Raw genomic sequence first — 16359 nt, forward strand, 5'->3', positions numbered from 1 at the left:
GCGGCGACATGAACGACCTCGGAGTCATCGATCGCTTCATGGAGACCTTTACCCGCTACATTGACAGTGGGTTCGGTCTGCTTTCGGGCGACGTCGCCTTTCTCACCACCATTCTGATGGGCATTGACATCACGCTCGCGGGCTTGGTCTGGGCGTTCGGCGGCGAGCCCAACATACTTGGCCGGCTTGTTCGCAAAGTGCTCTATGTCGGCGCCTTCGCCTTCGTCCTGAACAATTTCAAGAACCTCGCCGACATAATTTACCGCTCCTTTGCCGGTCTCGGCATAAACGCATCGGCCGGCAACCTGCCCGCCGACAGTCTCCTACGGCCAGGCCGCATTGCCGCGGCCGGCTTCGAGGGCGCCTGGCCGCTCCTCAATCAAGCGAGCCAGCTAGTAGGCTTCCCCGAGATCTTCGGTAACGCGCTCACCATCTTCGTGCTGCTTCTGGCCTGGTTCCTGGTCCTCATCGCATTCTTCATTCTTTCCATCCAGCTCTTCATCACCATCCTCGAGTTCAAGCTCACCACGCTGGCCGGCTTCGTCCTGGTGCCCTTCGCGCTCTGGAACCGCTCGGCGTTTCTGGCCGAGCGCGTGCTCGGCAATGTGATTTCGTCGGGCATCAAGGTGATGGTGCTTGCCGTCATCGTCGGCATCGGCTCCACGCTCTTTGGCGAGTTCGCTTCCGCCCTGCAGGGCCAGGAGCCGGACCTGGCGGCGGCCATGTCTCAGGTGCTGGGTGCGCTGGCGCTGCTTGGGCTCGGCATTTTCGGCCCCGGGATTGCCTCGGGTCTTGTTTCCGGCGCGCCGCAGCTTGGCGCCGGCGCGGCACTTGGAACAACGGCGGCCGCAGCTGGATCAACGCTCGTTGCCGGAGGCGCTGCGTTTGCCGGCGCGCGCATGGCAACAGGCGGCGGCCTCGCCGCAGTCCGTGCCGGCACCGCCATGGGGTCCGCTGCCACCGTCGCTTGGCAGACGGGGCGCGCGACATCGCCCGAGTCCGGGCTGTCCGGGGTAGCTGCTGGGCTGCAGGGGGTTGCGAGTGCCGCTAGCGGCGCCGCGATGCGGGGAATGCGATCCGCAGCAGAACCATTCCGCCGTAGTGCCGACGCCGGTCGCGATGCCGGCTGGACCGCGACCGGCGGCATGCCGACCGCGTCAAAGACAGGAACCTCGCCCGCTGCAGCCTCTGACCCCGCGCCGGTCTGGGCAAGGCGTCTGCGTTCCGAACAGACCGCACGCGCCCATCGCAATGCTGCCACGCAGGCGTTGCGCGATGGAGATCGGGGCGGAAGCGGCGCCAATCCCTCCCTCAATGACAAGGAAGACTAGATGCTCTTCAAGCGACCCGTTCAGCGTTATGGAAAGACGCCCGAACCCGTAACACCCTACCAGAAGGCCAGCCAACTCTGGGATGAGCGCATCGGCACGGCGCGCGTCCAGGCCAAGAACTGGCGCTTCATGGCCTTTGGCTGCCTGGCTCTGACGACGGGGCTTTCCGGTGGGCTTCTGTGGCAGTCGATGCAGGGCCGCGTCGTGCCTTATGTCGTCGAGGTCGACCGCTTTGGCGAGGCGCACGCGGTCGCGCCGGCAGTCCAAAACTACCAGCCCGACGATGCCCAGATCGCCTGGCATCTCAGCCGCTTCATCCAGAATGTTCGTTCGGTTTCCACCGATGCGGTTCTGGTGCGGCAGAATTGGCTGTCGGCCTACGACTTTGCCACCGACCGAGCGGCGCTCTTCCTCAACGAATATGCCAAGGCGAACGACCCTTTCGGCCAAATCGGCACGCGCAGCGTGTCAGTGCAGGTGACCAGCGTGGTCAGGGCTTCCGACAGCTCGTTCCAGGTCAAATGGACCGAGCAGGTGTTCGAGCGCGGCAGCCTCGCCAGCACGACGCGCTGGATCGGGATCCTCACCATCCTCATCCGCCCGCCTAGGACAACCGAGCAGCTGCGCAAGAACCCGCTCGGCGTCTTCATCAACGCCATCGACTGGTCGCGCGAGCTCGACAGCGCCGCGCCAACCCCCGTTTCCCCTAAGGAGCCCGCCAATGACAAATAGAGCCCAATTGCTTCGTGCTGCCTTGATCCTGTCGGCGTCTGCTGCGGTTCTTTCGGCCTGTGCCTCGAAGCCAGTGCCGCCGCCTCAGATTTCCTATGACCACGAGGACTTCAAACCAGCCGCGATCGAGAAGGCGCCGGAGAAGCCGGTCAAGGTCGTGGAAGTGCCGAAACCGTTACCGTTGCCTGGTCAGTTGATGCCCGCACCCGGCAAGCCCGCCCCAGATAAGCGCTCGCCGGAAGAACAGGTCGCCGATGCCAACAAGGCGGCGACGCAACAACCCACCAAGTTTGGCTATGTCAATGCGGTGCAGGTTTACCCCTTTGCCGACGGCGCGCTCTACCAGCTCTACGCCGCGCCGGAGCGCGTCACCGATATCTCATTGCAGCGGGGCGAGAAGCTGACCTCGGTCTCAGCCGGCGATACGGTCCGTTGGGTGATCGGTGACACCGTTAGTGGCTCTGGCGATGACCAGCGCACTCATGTGCTGGTGAAGCCATTCGCGCCGGGGCTTGCCACCAATCTGGTCATCACGACGGACAGGCGATCCTATCACCTGCAGCTTCAAAGCACTGAGAAAACTGCCATGGCGGCGCTCTCCTGGATTTACAGCGAAGACCAACTCGTGGCGCTTCGGCGGCGCAACGCTCAGGCAGAGGCTGAAATGCCCGCGGCCTCGAACGTAGCACTCGAAAACATCCGCTTCCGCTATTCGATCGCCGGCGACACGCCACCGTGGAGACCGACCCGCGCCTTTGATGATGGCAGCAGGGTCTATATCGAATTCCCGCGCCGTATCGATCAAGGTGAGGCGCCGCCGCTCTTCATCGTCGGAGCCGACGGAGACAACCAGCTCGTCAACTATCGCATGCGCGGCAACTACTACATCGTCGATCGCCTCTTTGCTGCGGCCGAGCTAAGGCTGGGCACCAAACAGCAGCAGGTGGTGCGCATTACGAGAACCGACGGTCGGCAACCGCCGCGGCGGGTTTCGCTGTTTTCGCGTTTTGGCAGGTGAGGGGAGGCTCATGACCGATACTTCCCATCCGAATGCTCCGCCGAAGCTCAATCCCGAACAGCTGCAGCTGCGAGCCTCGCCCCGCCGACCGGTGCGGTTCAGGCGCGGCATAATCGTCGCGATCGCTGCTGTTGGTTCCGGCGCTGTTTTTGGCGTCACGATGATGGCGCTGCAGGGACCCGCATTGCGCCTGAAACAGCAGGCCGAAGAGCTCTACAGCACGGACCGCAAGCCGACCGCCGAGGGACTTGAATCGCTGCCCAAGGACTATTCCGGGAGCAAGCCGAAGGCTCCGGTGCTTGGACCGCCGCTGCCCGGGGATCTCGGCCGTCCTATTCTCGAGCACCAGCGCCAGCTTGGCATCGCACCTGGGCAAGACGTTTCCGCCGAGGCGCAGCGGCTTGCACAACAAGCGATTGAGGCGCGCGAGTCGCAAGTCCTCTTCCGCATCGAAAACCGACTCCAGAAAACGAAAGCTCTTAGCAATGGGCAGGGCGGACGTTCACCTTTCGAGACGGCGCCTCAGCAGCCAAATACCGAAGGCACGCGAGCTTCCGTCGCCCCGGCCGAGGGCGACCAGAACAACCAACAGCGCAAGCTCGATTTTATCGATCAACGGAACACCAGCGGGATCTACAATCCGCATGCGCTGCAGACGCCGGCTTCGCCCTATCAGATCATGGCCGGCAGCGTGATTGCGGCAAGCCTGATCACCGGCATCAATTCCGACTTGCCCGGCCTCGTCGTCGCGCAGGTTACCGAGAATGTGCGCGACAGCGTCACCGGCAGCATCCTGATCATCCCGCAGGGCTCACGGCTGATCGGCACCTACGACAGCGTTGTAGCCTTTGGGCAAAGGCGCGCTCTGTTGGTGTGGCAACGCATCGTTATGCCGGACGGCTCCTCTACCGAAATCGACAATCTGCCCGTGACCGACGCGGCCGGCTATGCCGGGCTCGAGGACAAGGTGGATTTCCATACTTGGCAGCTGATCAAGGGCATCGCCGTGGCCACATTGCTGGGGGTTGGTACCGAGTTGACCTTTGGGGAAAACGAAAGCGACTTAGTCAAGGCGATTCGTGAATCCACCCAGCAGAACGTCAGTCAAGCCGGCCAACGGATCACTGAAAAGAACCTGAACGTCCAACCCACGATCACCGTCCGCCCTGGTTGGCCGTTGCGCGTCATCGTGCACAAGGACCTCGTGTTGCGGCCATACACGGGGTGAACAGGAGGACTTCATGGCTAACCTGAAACTCGGAAAACTTCCGGACCGGACACCTTCGAAGATCACCATCACCGTTGCCGCCGACTTGAGCCAAGCACTCAACGACTATGCCGCACTTTACCGTGAGACCTATGGCGAGTCCGAAACGGTGGCGGAACTGATCCCCTTTATGCTGGTCGGGTTCCTGGGAGGCGACCGGGCGTTTGCCAAGGCCAGAAAGGAAGGTCTGCCGGGCGCCGGCGCGTCTGAGAAACCACGAAGGCAATCATCTTCCACACTGGACAAAGGTTAGCGCTTAGTGTCGTTTTGGAGCAGCTAGGTTCTTGATCCTGACCGCGTTGCCGCCGGTCCCAGCGAGCGTTTCGCACAATTTGAGATCAGGCTTTCGCTTTACGCTTTAGGAAGGTTTCTTGGCCGGAGCAGCCTTCCTTCCCAAACCTAACGATTTTGCCAGCGCTGATCGGGCGGCCGAATAGTTCGGAGCGACCATGGGATAGTCCTTCGCCAGGCACCTTATCTCGGTGTCCACGAAACCGGCAGCAGGCCAGTTCAACCATTGCGCATGGAGAGGGGGTCGTGATTTTCCCCTGGGTCGGAACCAGGAAGCTGCAGACCCTAACCCTGGCATTGCTGGCCCGCGAGTTCAAAGCATCGCATTGCGGGCATGCCATTGAGCTTCAGGAATGCGAGGCAGCGAAGGTTATGGAAGCACTGCAGGATATAGCTGGCTCGCCGGCACCAGACGGGCAAGAACTTGCTAAACGACTAGCACAGCCCGCATTGGCCAAGTTCGACACGTTCCTGAGCGATCACTTGATGACATTGGTCACAATGGTGGAAAGAATCAGCGCCAAGGACTTGCCCCTGATCGCGGCCAACGCGCTGGGAAATCATACGACGCATGAAGTCGCATGACCGCGGGGACCGGTTGCCCGCACTCGCCTCTGGCAGCCTTTCGCACATGTCCGAGCCTGTTATAACGGGCACGTCGACTCGCACCTGCGCTCACCAGACTTGATCAAATGAAAACCAGCATCGATCATTTGCCGGAGCACAAGCAGGAGCAACTGGCCGTTTGGTCGAAAGGAGGTTCTCGTCTGGTCGTCCGAGCGCATGGTCCATCCGCTCTCGCCAGTCAGCGGCTCGACACCAGGCGCGAACCCGTTCGCGCCCATTCCGTTGTAATTTCTAGTTCTTAGGCTTATCCGGTTTCGCCTTGGTGATGATCGCTTTGGCGCGCTCGACAAGCTGCCCCAGCTTTTCGATGGTCGGAGGAGCTTCTGTGCCGGCCTCCGTATGGCTATGGCCTTCCATCATGGCCGAACACATCTCGAATACTTCGATGATTTCTTCGATCAGGATCTGATCCCACATGACGCGACGAAGTGCTGTCACCATGATGCGGTCGTCCCAACGTCTCACAACTTGCTTGAGCAACAGGTGCGGCACCACTTCCTCGATTGTGCGCCGTAGCTGCCCGGCGCCCTTGCGCACCAGATCTACCCGAGCCGAGCCGAGGAGCTGTTGCGCTTGGGCCAACGTTTCTTCCGCCAGCTTGGTTTTGAGATACTGGGGCGTGGAAATTGGGGCGTCGTTAAGGCTGACGAATCCAGGTTTATCGTTGGCGCCTCTTTGAACCCAGTGCATCATTGGTTCGATCTGGGCTCTTTCCGCTGCGCCGCAAACCTTGGTGAAAAATAAGAGATCGTGTGTGAATATTATGACCTGCCGGCTCTTTGCCTCCTCAACCAGCCGGCCAGCGATACGTTCCTTGCGCTGATGGTCCTGGGAATTTACCGGATCATCAAAAATTAGCCCGGCATTGAGCTCATTGAGAGCGGCCTCAGTCAGAAAGTCCGCCAAGGCAACGGCCCTTTGCTCACCCTCACTCAGGATTTGATCCAAAGCGAATTCCTTGATGGCAAGCGAGCGGATCGTTTGCCCCTTTTGGCCCTTGGTGCGAAACTCAACCGGGATGGCACATTCGAGTCCGGAGCACTCTTGTCCGAGTCGCGATCTGTAGGTTTCTGCAATGACCCTTGAAAACAGTTCCCCCTCTTTCTCGGTGAGGCGGCGGGGGCTCAAAGCCGGCTTGGCCTTAGAGTCAGCGACCTCACACCATTTGAGATCCGATACGTATTTTTCGATGTCATCGAGATTCTTGCTTAGAACTTCGCGATGACGAAGCTCCACCCTCTCTGCGTCGAGCTTGGCGATGGCATCCGCGACACTGAGAAGCTTCAAATCTGCTATATCCGCGTCAATCTTTGTAATCACAGCCTCAAATGCTGGCGTCAAATCCATGGTGCCGTCGCCTGGAAATGTCTCTCCTGCCTTTTGCAAGGCTACAACGATGGCATCCCGGTCAAGCTTGAGGATGGCAAGGAGCTGAAGAATCTGCTCATCGAGCGAGGGATGCGCAGCCTTGAGATATGTTCGCGCAACCGTGTCTTCGCCGAAAACATCGAGGGTTAGGCTCTCGAAACCTTTGATCTTGGCCTTGATCTGGGTGTCCAAGGCCATCAGCGCCGTTCGGTCCGTACTGGTGAGGAATTCCCAATATCGCCCGAAGAGTTCAACGGCCTGGTCGCCTAACGGCTGCTGGCAAAGCAAACAACTGTCACCGTCGTTTGGATAATGATCGTGTTCAACGGCAGCCGACTTGTAAGCGGCTGTAATGAGTTTTTCCCATTCCGGCCCACCGGCACCCTTCAGCTTTTCCGACTTGAACGATGCCGTACCGGTTGCCGCTACTTTCTTGGCAGTGTCGTTGAATTCCCTAAGTAGGCTTTTTGCCCCATCCCGCTCAGTCTGCGAAAGACCTGCGCGTACCTGCTTTAACGTGTCACGCAGAACCTCGACCGGCATACGCGCTTCCGTGAGCCGTCGAATGCTCTCCTCCGGCGAGGTGGACTGCAATTCCAACGTCAAACGCTGGATTTCCTCAAGTCGGGCATCTTCGTCCTTGCCGTACTCGGCTAGCTTCCGTAGAGCCACCAGGTCGGTCTTTGGCCCCAGTGCAGCAACCGCCGCCGAAGCGGCCGTTACGTTTCCGATGAAAGCATTTACGAAGCGATTTTGCTTTGGTCGCACATCGATGGCGGCGGCCAGCTTCTGAGCCAACAGACCATACACCCTCGCCATCTCGGGAAATACGTCAAAACCTGCCGGCTTGAAGCCAAGAGGTCCTGAGTCCGACAAATGCTTTCCCGCCACCGAACTGTCGAAAACTGCAAAAGACCTCTTCAGCTCGGCATGCTCCGTCGTTCCATCGAAGACGAGTGGGATTTCGTTGCCAGCGTGATCGACCAAGACAATGGTGGCCGAGGCTTTTCTTGGAGCCGTGTCGTCATAAATGTCGGGAATGATCGCGTGCCGAGTTCTGCTGAAACACACATTCGTCAGGATGCGCGCAAAGCCGCTTTTTCCAGCACCATTTCCACCATAGATGAGCGTCAGTTGGGGCGAAAAAGCCAGCTCGGCAGATGGGGTCAGCGCATTTACGCCGCTGACGTCATGAATTCGCAAGAGCCGGGGTTTTTGGGAGGCGAGCCCGCTCGCTTTGCCGGTTATTGTTGCCGGAATCTCGAGCTTTGGACTTGGTTCGTCCGCCAGTCCGAATCCATGCAGGAAGACACTATAGACCTGCCCGATCTGCTCAGCAGTAAGAACGCCATAGCGCACCGCCCAAGCAAGTGTCAGCTTTTGCCAGGGCGAGAAATCCTTCGCCCAAATCTCCAGCTCATCCCAAACCGTCACCTGAGAGGGCGGGGCCGCCTGCACGTCCTGAACTGTCAATTTGTCTCCCCCGATCAGCCGTCACTCCGATAAGTAATCGGGCATAAAGTCAATATCCAACCGGATCAGGCGCTACTATTTCTTGTATCCAACACTTGAACGTCCAGTACATGCCGACTGTGGTTTTGTGACGCCATGAACCTAAGCCTCAGGTTTCTCCCCTTGGCACATCGTGCTCGAACTGGCGTCGCTCGCAGGCATGCAAGAACGGCTTCGGTCGAGCGGTCGAAAGCATGACTGACCATCAACGAAAGCCGAGCGGCGTGAACCCACGCTCGGCAATGATGTGGTGGAGCAGGCAACGATACCGTCACCCGTTGTGGCCGGACGCCAAGCTCGGCCAGTTTCAACTCCATCCAGCGCGATAGAAAGCCAATACAGCGTACCTTGAAATTCTTCTATCGGACCACGATCGAACATCGGTATGTTTGTGATCGGAGACCGCGCAATGGCATTTCGATTTGTACACACGGCCGACATTCATCTCGACTCGCCGCTGCGTTCGCTGGCGATGCGAAACACCGACCTTGCCGAACTCGTCGGAGACGCCAGCCGTCAGGCGTTTGTCTCGATCGTGGATCTCTGCCTTGCGGAATTTGTCGATACCCTGGTCATTGCCGGCGATCTCTATGACGGCGATCAGACCTCGATGAAAACGGCGCGGTTCCTAGCGTCACAGATGACACGACTTCACCAGGCCGGCATCAAGGTTTTCAAGATCCGTGGCAATCATGACGCCATGTCGCGGATATCGAAGCAGTTGGTGTTCCCGGACACGGTCACGATCTTCGGCGGCCGTCCCCAGTCAGTGCTGCAGACAGCCGGCGGGCTCGACATTGCGTTCCATGGCTTGAGCTTTGCCAGCCCCAAGGCGCCGGACAGTCTGCTTCCCAAGTATTCAGCTCCGCGTGAAGGTACGGTCAATGTCGGCATCATGCATACGAGCCTGGCCGGATCGCCGGGCCACGACGTCTACGCTCCCTGCAGCGTCGCTGACCTTCATGGCCATGGCTTCGACTACTGGGCGCTTGGGCACATCCATGTCCGCCAAGTCCACGCCGGGGCGAGCACCGTGGTGATGCCAGGAATTCCACAGGGCAGGGACATCAACGAGGCCGGCGAGAAATCCGTCACCCTGGTGACGATACGAGACGATCGCACCGTCGAGATCGAGGAAAGGCTGACCAGTATCGCGCAGTTCGAGCGGTTGAGCGTCGACCTGACCGGAACGGTGGAATGGTCCGAAGTCGTCGGGCGGCTGCGCTCCGCGCTCGAAGATGTGCGCGCCTCCGTCAGATCCCGTCATCTTGTGGTCCGTCTCGGTTTGACCGGGGCGTCACCCTTATCCTGGGCGCTGATACGTGACCGCGACCTGCTGCTCGCAGAAGCCGAGCAGGTCGCGGAACACACGGGGGACACCTGGGTGGAGAAGCTCGAGCTCAATGTCTCTCCATCCGCGGGCGAAACATCGGAGGGCGTCGCTGATCCGATTTTCGAACTCGCTCAATCCATGCGCGCCGATGCCAGCTCAGAAGCTTTCCGTGCCGAGGCGAGGGCGTTGGTCCAGAAGGTGATCGCGGATCTTCCGCCCGACGGGCGAGATTTCGCCGGAAAGGATGAGGCTGGGCTGGAGTTGTTCCTCGATAGGATGCTTGCCAACGGCGCCGACCTGGTCACCGCCCGCCTCAAGGCCGGTGGATCACAATGAGGCTCCGGCGACTTGATCTCATCCGTTACGGCAAGTTCACCGACAGGACGATCGACTTCGGGCAGAAACCGGAATCCGGACCCGACCTGCATATTGTCTTCGGCCTGAACGAGGCCGGCAAATCGACGGCGCTTTCCGGGTATCTCGACCTGCTGTTCGGAATCGAGGAACGCAGCCGCTACAATTTCCTGCACGAGTACAGCGCAATGCGCATCGGCGGTGTGGTCGAACTCGGCGGCGCGGAGCACTCGTTCACACGCACGAAACAGCGCACCAACTCATTGCTGAACGAGACGGGCCAACCGGTCAGCGAAATGGCGATATCAGCACATCTCGCGGGGCTGTCTCGCGACGCATACGAGACCATGTTCTCGCTGGACGACGAAACGCTGGAAGCAGGTGGAAAATCAATCCTGGAATCCCGCGGCGACCTGGGCAAGCTGCTGTTTACGGCCAGCGCCGGCCTCGGGCACGCAAGTGATACATTGAGCGTACTCGAGGCCGAAGCGGACAGGCTCTATCGCAAGCAGGCACACGGGACCGAGCTTGCGCTGCTCAAGAAGCGGCTTGCGGAACTGAAGGCCGGTAAGGACGCGATCGACACCTTGGCGTCGACTTATGAGAGCCTTGAAGCCGAGCGTCTCGACGCGACAGAAAAATACGACCGCAGCATCGCCGAACGGTCGGTGCTGTCGGCTCGGCTCGATACCATCGCGAAGTATCTACGCGCGATCCCGATCCTTGCCGATATCCGACGTAAGGAAGCCCAACTGGCTGACTTGCCTGAGATCGCTTCACCGTCACGGACCTGGACGGGCAGCGTCGCCGACATGATCGAGACCGACGCCAGTCTGAGAACACGGCTATCTGCGAGTGTGGACGAGCTCGAGCGGGTGACGACCAAAATCGCCTCGGTCGATGTGGACGCGGTGATCCTGGCGATTTCCGAACGGGTTCGCGGTCTGGCCGACCGCAAGGTGCGCTACGTCTCGGCCGGTCTGGACCTGCCAAGTCGCAGGACCGAGCTGCAGATCCTCAACAATGCCGTGACGAGCTGCCTTGCTACCCTCGGACGATCCTGCGAGCCAGAACCTGCCAGACTGCTCTTGCCTGCTGCAACCATCGGGGCTGTCCGCACCATGGTCGAGCAGCGATCCGGGATCGTTACTAGCGTGCGCGTCGCGCGCGACGAGGCTGCGGCAGCCGCTGATGCGCTTCAGGCGGCACGCGAGCGGGTTGGCGAAGAACGGGCCGTGCCCGAGCCTGCCAGGGCAAGACTGGCCTCGGCTGTGTCAACGGCAAGGGCGAGTGGGCACTTGAGGGAAATCAAGGCGGCACGCGAGGCCGTGGATGCCGGCGCAATCCGATGGGAGGCCGCGATCGCGCGCTTGCATCCCTGGTCGGGAGATGCTCAGGCATTGGCCAGGGTCGCCATTCCGAATGCTGGACAGCTTGGCGCATGGAAGGCGCTTGCAGCAGAGCTCGGAAAGAGCAGGGGCGTCGTTTCCGAACGTCTTGCCGAGCACCAGGACAATCACGACTTGCTTTCGGTGCGGCTGGATGCCCTTCGCTCCTCGGTCGATGTCAGCGACGATGAATCCGCCGCCGTCATTCGTCGCGCCCGGGAAGAGGCCTGGGCACGGCATCGCGATGACCTCACTGGGGACACGGCGGACGAGTTCGCGGCAGCACTGGCTCGAGATGACAGTGTCGGAGCAGGCCGTCTGGCCAACGCACGGGAGCTCGTTGAGATTCGCACGGCAAGCCGCAGCCTCGCTGAAACCGGTGCCACCATCGCGCATGCGCGCGCCCAACTTGCACGCAACAGCTCGGACCGGGAGGTCGTACTCTCGGAAATTCGCGCAGCGGCAAGAGAGCTATTCGGAGAGTGCCTGGAAATTTCCTCCGAACGGCTGATTGAGCTGATCGAGAATCGCATTGCTGCCCGGATCGAAGCGCTCGTGACCTGGGACGAGATCGAGCTTGCCCGCAAGAAAGCCGAGCGGGCGGTTGATGAGAGGGACCAAATACGCCTGGAGCTGAGCGGGGCTCTGGCGAGTGTCGGCGTTGGTTCAGATCCCGCCGACAGCCTTGAGACGGTCATGGCCGTGGCAGAATTGTTCCTTGACAGGCAATTCAAGGTGGACGCCGAGCGTACCGAGACGCTCAAAACGGTTAGCACACGGCACGAGGATCTGGCCGCCAGGCGGCGAGCCGTCGACGTTTCAGAGCGACGTGAGGACGAATGGCTGGCCGGCGTTGCCGAAGCGCTCAAGGGCACCTGGCTCGATAGCGGCATATCGGCGGCCGGCGTCGGCAGCGTCCTCGATCAATTGGCTGAACTGTCCAAGAGTCTTCAAGACCGGCACGCCATGCAGCTCCGCATCGAGAAGATGGAGGCGGACAGAGAAAATTTCCTGGTCGAGGTCAATGCCGTTGCAGCCGAGGCGGGCGACGTGGCGGACAACGAAGAACCGGAACAGCTAGCGATCCGGCTTGCCGAGCGCCTGGAGCGTGCCGATCGTACGCGCGAGGCGAAGGTAAATCTCGTCAACGACCTGCAGCGCCTGCAGGAAGCGCGTGAGATCCTCGATGGGGAGATTTCGGCACATGAGCGCCGCAAGAGCGAGGTCCTGAGCGTCTTTGGCGTGGCCACGCTGGCGGACGTCGTGCAACGCGACGAAGTCCTGCGCAACAGGGATCGCGTGCGCACAGCCGTCGCCGAACTTGAGGAGCAGGTATCGTCCGAACTCGCGGTGGAAGGGTTCGAGCAGGCGCGTTCGATATTGGATGCTGTCGATCTCGACAGTCTCGCAATCGAGAAGGCTGAGGCCGAGCAACGGCTTCGGGATCTTGACGAAGCGATACAGCAACAACTCATTCGGCAGACGCGAGCGGCCGACAAGCTGGACGATATCGGCGGCGACAGCGCTGTTGCCCGCATAGATGCCGAACGACGCACCGTCCTTCTGGAGATCCAAGAAAAGGCCATCCGCTACATCGAGCTGAAATTGGGCGTCATGGCCGCCGGGAACGCTTTGCGCGTCTATCGGGAGCGCCATCGATCCGGAATGATGGCGCGGGCATCCGACGCTTTCGCGCTTATGACGCGCGGCCAGTACTCAGGCCTGACAACCCAACCGGTCAAGGGTGGCGAAGTGCTCATCGCATTACAGCGCGACGGGCAGTCCAAGGTCGCGGACGCGCTGTCGAAGGGCGCGCGTTTTCAGCTTTATCTGGCCCTGCGGCTTGCAGGCTATTACGAGTTCGCTCAGTTTCGGCCCTCCGTGCCCTTCATTGCCGACGACATCATGGAAACCTTCGACCATTTCCGGTCAGAGGAGGTTTTCCGGTTGTTTGGAGAGATGGCGAGTGCCGGTCAGGTAATCTACCTCACGCATCATCAGCACCTGTGCGAGATCGCCAAGACTGTTGTGCCTGGCGTAGCGATTCATAATCTCGGATGAGATTGGACTTTATTTGATGCGTTGCTGACATACCGTGCCGTTCGATGTTTTACCTTAGCTAGTCTAATCGACATTCCAAGCGCCGGCCTTCGCGTCCGCTTCGCGCCCAATGCACGAACCCGCTGCGCGGGAGGGCCGCCTCCTTCTGAGATGGCCGCTACAAGGACTACCGGTCGCGACGGCGTCGACCGGCAGCAGGTTATGACGCTTGCGACGGACGAGTTCATCCGCCGCTTCCTGCTCCATGTCCTGCCGCGTGGGTTCCACCGCATCCGTCACTACGGCCTGCTCGCCGGCTCCGCCCGCAAGGATAGCCTCGCCCGCGCCCGCGAACTCCTGGACGTCGCCGCGCCGCCTGACCTTGGCGATTCCGACGAACCGGACGACTTCCGTCCGTAATGCCCGTGCTGCGGCGGACGCATGATCGTCGTCGAGGTGTTCGAACGCTGGAGGCAGCCACGCGGTCCGCCGGACGCAACCGCGACGAACCGGGAGACCGCTCCATGACCCGGCATGGCATGGTCCAGACTTCAGTCGCAGGCCCTCAGCCTCCGGCAACGGATCGACGCGGGTGATTATCGACTCCGACAGAGCCGCGCCCAGCCGCCCACCGTCCCGACAATACCGCGCGGAGGCGCAACGAAGCGGCTGTCCGCATTCACCCCAGAGCTTCCCGACGGCGGTCGCGCCATCGCCGACATCAGCTGCAAATCGAAATCCCCATAGACGTCGACTGTGGCGCGCGGGTTCCTGCATGAGAGGCTTTCGTACGCCCGACGGCACCCGAAACCCTTCCCATTATCGGTCGTTCGGGTCAGCATGGCGGTCTCCCGAAAGCAGTCATTGGTTCGAAGCCGTCAGCGGTGGTCGTCATTGGGTGGCTTCAGGTAGTTTTCTGTATCAAGTGCCGGTGTACTCCCCAATATTCAAGGCAAGCAGTTCAAACGCTGCGCTACCTCACCCTAGGGCTCATTCAAGTCGACCAATTGCGGTGCCATATATGGAGATCTTTGGCGGTCATCGATAGTCCCAAACACGGATATGTTTCGGAATGCCGCAGTTGACGGCAGAGTAGCTTTGTCAACTTGCCCTGCAAGCTTTTCTGATCGCGGCGCCCATAAATTTGCATGCAAACGCATTGGAAGGTGCGGAATCGGCGTAGGGTCCCAACCAACACGTTCATGGACAACTTTGCCATCGACAGACCACACGATACGGCCTGGCTGCCAGTCGATGGCGTACATATGAATGTCCAATGTGCTGTCGAAACCTAGGTCAATATGGCATGGAGTTCCTCGATACCCGAAGCTCATGTTGGAGCCATCATCGCCTGGGTTGAAATATACGTTGACCAACATTCGGCGAGGATCACCGCCTGCAAGTTCGACGTCTATTTCCTGTCGAGGGTCGCTGCGATGAAGAAAAAATCCTGTAACGAGACCAGATCCGCGCGCTGCCCTTATCCCAGCTTCGAAGCGCCCCTGCTCAAAGGACCGCCTGGATGCAAAGGCACCTGATCGATAAGGACGTAGCCCCGCTTCGGCCACACTGATTGAGATATTGGCTCCGCTATCCTGATAGGTGATGGTTTCGTGCGCGAATGTGGCCAAGTTGCCTGGGAACGTCTCTACTACACTGGGTAACTCGGGCGAAGCAGAGCTCATATCTGCATGGATGATGCGGCTACCGGAGCGCTCATGGCGTCGCGCGCCCTGAGGGCGTAATGGCCAATCAGGATGAGGCGGCAGGACCCATGGCGAATCGTCAATCAAATTGATACTTTTCTTCGGTGCAGGTCCGGACTTGCGTTCTACGTAAGGACGATCATCTCGAAAAACCCTCAAACTTCGAGAGGCGCCAAGCGGGAAGGCCTCAACCGGTTCGGCGAGACCCAAAAAGGTGCAGAGTGGTTCCCAGCGTTCGATGGTTGTGCAATCTAGCGACAGAACTGCGGTCCGGGGCGCAGGAATGTCGTCCAAGTTGATGCCGACCCGTTTCGGGGCGTCAGGTTCGAAAACGAATTTGAGGTCGGCGTTCGCCAACGCGGCCGATAATGCGCGCCGCGAAAGCGGTGGGTCGACAAGAGCGTCAAACTCATCAAATAGGGAAGAAAGCTCCGCTGCATCGATTTGGTTCTCGTGACCGTCGAATACGCGGACACGTAGTCCCAACATCGACAATGCCATGGCAAGGCCGTCCCGCTCGCCAAGTTTCGTCCAAGCCAGTAGCGGCTCGACACGAATCCGATTGGAGGGCATGTCGCCTGAACCTGCGTCGACGATTCCCGCCCGAGCCAGGAACGGTAGGACGGAGTAGGAGTTGTCGGACCCGCTGTCGTGTCTTTGGAGGATTGATGGAGTGGAAAGCGCGAGTGCCTGGAGTTCGTCGAAGCGATAGTTGATCCACATATCCACCGGACCGATGACTGGCATTGCTTTCAGTAGTGCAACTGCTCCTTCTTTTGACAAAACATAGCCCGATAGGAACCAAAGCCCGCGCACCGGCCTGAACAGGGCGTCGCAAACATCAGCACGTTCCGCTGTTCCGCCAGCATCAGAGTAGGAGAGATATAGGAGACGTGGTCCACCTTCGATCCGGCAGCGCTGCAGTGCAGCCTGCCAACCGCTATCCACGGCCGCCGCAGCTCCCCGGCGAAACCAGACGTCATCTTCAAGTACCAACACGAACTTGTGGGGGCCCTTTGCGATGCTCTTCCAGACCTCTATGTGCGACCGCGCGACCGCAGTTTCCTGACGGGTCATCATCACTGGTTCATTGGCGCTAAAACACTCTGCCAGCCTCTTGTCCGGCTGGACATATAGTTGGTCTCCTATGCGATAATTGGGATCGACATCCGCCGTCGCTGCAATCGCACGGCCATCGCGGGCGTCGATAGCAGCGAACCTGTTGACTATCGAGGTAAGTGGGGATCCATCGGCCATTCGGAAGCGGCGAAGTTCGCGGATAACTCGGCGCCACCGTCGGGGTTGCCGGGTGAGATTCACGACCAGAATTGCCCCGATCTGGTCGTCCCGAGTACCGAATGCAACCATTCGACCACCCGGCAGGACGCACGC

General features: G+C 60.1%; 10 protein-coding genes and 2 pseudogenes. 9 read left to right on the forward strand and 3 right to left on the reverse strand.

What is annotated here, in order from left to right:
* The first annotated feature begins 8 nt into the window (after nucleotides 1–8).
* Genes trbL through NKH95_RS22340 form a run of 5 tightly spaced genes read left to right on the forward strand, consistent with a single transcriptional unit; the run spans nucleotide 9 to nucleotide 4601 of the window.
* On the forward strand, nucleotides 9–1331 hold the full coding sequence (gene trbL / locus NKH95_RS22320) for a P-type conjugative transfer protein TrbL (protein WP_352893200.1): 1323 nt from the start codon (nucleotides 9–11) through the stop codon (nucleotides 1329–1331).
* Nucleotides 1332–2063 (forward strand): conjugal transfer protein TrbF, encoded by a 732-nt coding sequence (gene trbF / locus NKH95_RS22325; RefSeq protein WP_023724108.1) that lies wholly within the window; start codon nucleotides 1332–1334, stop codon nucleotides 2061–2063.
* Nucleotides 2053–3081 (forward strand): P-type conjugative transfer protein TrbG, encoded by a 1029-nt coding sequence (trbG, locus tag NKH95_RS22330; RefSeq protein ID WP_352893202.1) that lies wholly within the window; start codon nucleotides 2053–2055, stop codon nucleotides 3079–3081. Before trbF ends, trbG begins: the two co-directional genes overlap by 11 nt.
* Nucleotides 3082–3091: 10 nt before the next feature.
* Nucleotides 3092–4309, forward strand: a complete 1218-nt coding sequence (locus NKH95_RS22335) for a TraB/TrbI/VirB10 family type IV secretion system protein (RefSeq protein ID WP_352893204.1) — start codon at nucleotides 3092–3094, stop codon at nucleotides 4307–4309.
* A gap of 13 nt (nucleotides 4310–4322) precedes the next feature.
* Nucleotides 4323–4601 (forward strand): DUF2274 domain-containing protein, encoded by a 279-nt coding sequence (locus NKH95_RS22340; RefSeq protein ID WP_352893206.1) that lies wholly within the window; start codon nucleotides 4323–4325, stop codon nucleotides 4599–4601.
* A 105-nt stretch (nucleotides 4602–4706) separates the two neighbouring features.
* Here the strand turns inward: NKH95_RS22340 and NKH95_RS22345 are convergent.
* Nucleotides 4707–4817: pseudogene (locus tag NKH95_RS22345) on the reverse strand (MucR family transcriptional regulator); the annotation flags it as partial.
* 68 nt (nucleotides 4818–4885) lie between these two features.
* Here NKH95_RS22345 and NKH95_RS22350 point away from each other — a divergent pair.
* On the forward strand, nucleotides 4886–5224 hold the full coding sequence (locus tag NKH95_RS22350; RefSeq protein ID WP_352893210.1) for a hypothetical protein: 339 nt from the start codon (nucleotides 4886–4888) through the stop codon (nucleotides 5222–5224).
* A 273-nt stretch (nucleotides 5225–5497) separates the two neighbouring features.
* Here the strand turns inward: NKH95_RS22350 and NKH95_RS22355 are convergent, their stop codons facing one another.
* Nucleotides 5498–8107, reverse strand: a complete 2610-nt coding sequence (locus tag NKH95_RS22355; protein ID WP_352893212.1) for an AAA family ATPase — start codon at nucleotides 8105–8107, stop codon at nucleotides 5498–5500.
* Nucleotides 8108–8555: 448 nt separating this feature from the next.
* Here NKH95_RS22355 and NKH95_RS22360 point away from each other — a divergent pair, with 448 nt between their 5' ends.
* The 3 genes and pseudogenes from NKH95_RS22360 to NKH95_RS33490 all read left to right on the forward strand — a co-directional run.
* Entirely contained in the window at nucleotides 8556–9815 is a 1260-nt protein-coding gene (locus NKH95_RS22360) for a metallophosphoesterase family protein (protein WP_023750611.1), read from the forward strand.
* Nucleotides 9812–13282 carry an ATP-binding protein gene (locus tag NKH95_RS22365; protein ID WP_352893215.1) on the forward strand — a complete coding sequence of 1157 codons (3471 nt, stop codon included), beginning with the start codon at nucleotides 9812–9814 and terminating at the stop codon, nucleotides 13280–13282. The genes NKH95_RS22360 and NKH95_RS22365 overlap by 4 nt, the downstream gene beginning before the upstream one ends.
* A 155-nt stretch (nucleotides 13283–13437) precedes the next feature.
* A pseudogene (locus NKH95_RS33490) lies at nucleotides 13438–13789 on the forward strand (transposase); the annotation flags it as partial.
* A 455-nt stretch (nucleotides 13790–14244) separates the two neighbouring features.
* Here NKH95_RS33490 and NKH95_RS22375 read toward each other — a convergent pair.
* A complete protein-coding gene (locus NKH95_RS22375) occupies nucleotides 14245–16335 on the reverse strand; it encodes a family 16 glycosylhydrolase (protein ID WP_352893217.1) in 2091 nt (696 codons plus the stop codon).
* Nucleotides 16336–16359: the final 24 nt, after the last annotated feature.

The organism is Mesorhizobium sp. M0848 (assembly GCF_040319805.1).
Taxonomy (GTDB): domain Bacteria; phylum Pseudomonadota; class Alphaproteobacteria; order Rhizobiales; family Rhizobiaceae; genus Mesorhizobium.

Coding starts and splice junctions, on each gene's coding strand:
- trbL (WP_352893200.1), top strand. CDS start 9: ATGAACGACCTCGGAGTCATCGATCGCTTCATGGAGACCTTTACCCGC.
- trbF (WP_023724108.1), top strand. CDS start 1,332: ATGCTCTTCAAGCGACCCGTTCAGCGTTATGGAAAGACGCCCGAACCC.
- trbG (WP_352893202.1), top strand. CDS start 2,053: ATGACAAATAGAGCCCAATTGCTTCGTGCTGCCTTGATCCTGTCGGCG.
- NKH95_RS22335 (WP_352893204.1), top strand. CDS start 3,092: ATGACCGATACTTCCCATCCGAATGCTCCGCCGAAGCTCAATCCCGAA.
- NKH95_RS22340 (WP_352893206.1), top strand. CDS start 4,323: ATGGCTAACCTGAAACTCGGAAAACTTCCGGACCGGACACCTTCGAAG.
- NKH95_RS22360 (WP_023750611.1), top strand. CDS start 8,556: ATGGCATTTCGATTTGTACACACGGCCGACATTCATCTCGACTCGCCG.
- NKH95_RS22365 (WP_352893215.1), top strand. CDS start 9,812: ATGAGGCTCCGGCGACTTGATCTCATCCGTTACGGCAAGTTCACCGAC.
- NKH95_RS22375 (WP_352893217.1), bottom strand. CDS start 16,335: ATGGTTGCATTCGGTACTCGGGACGACCAGATCGGGGCAATTCTGGTC.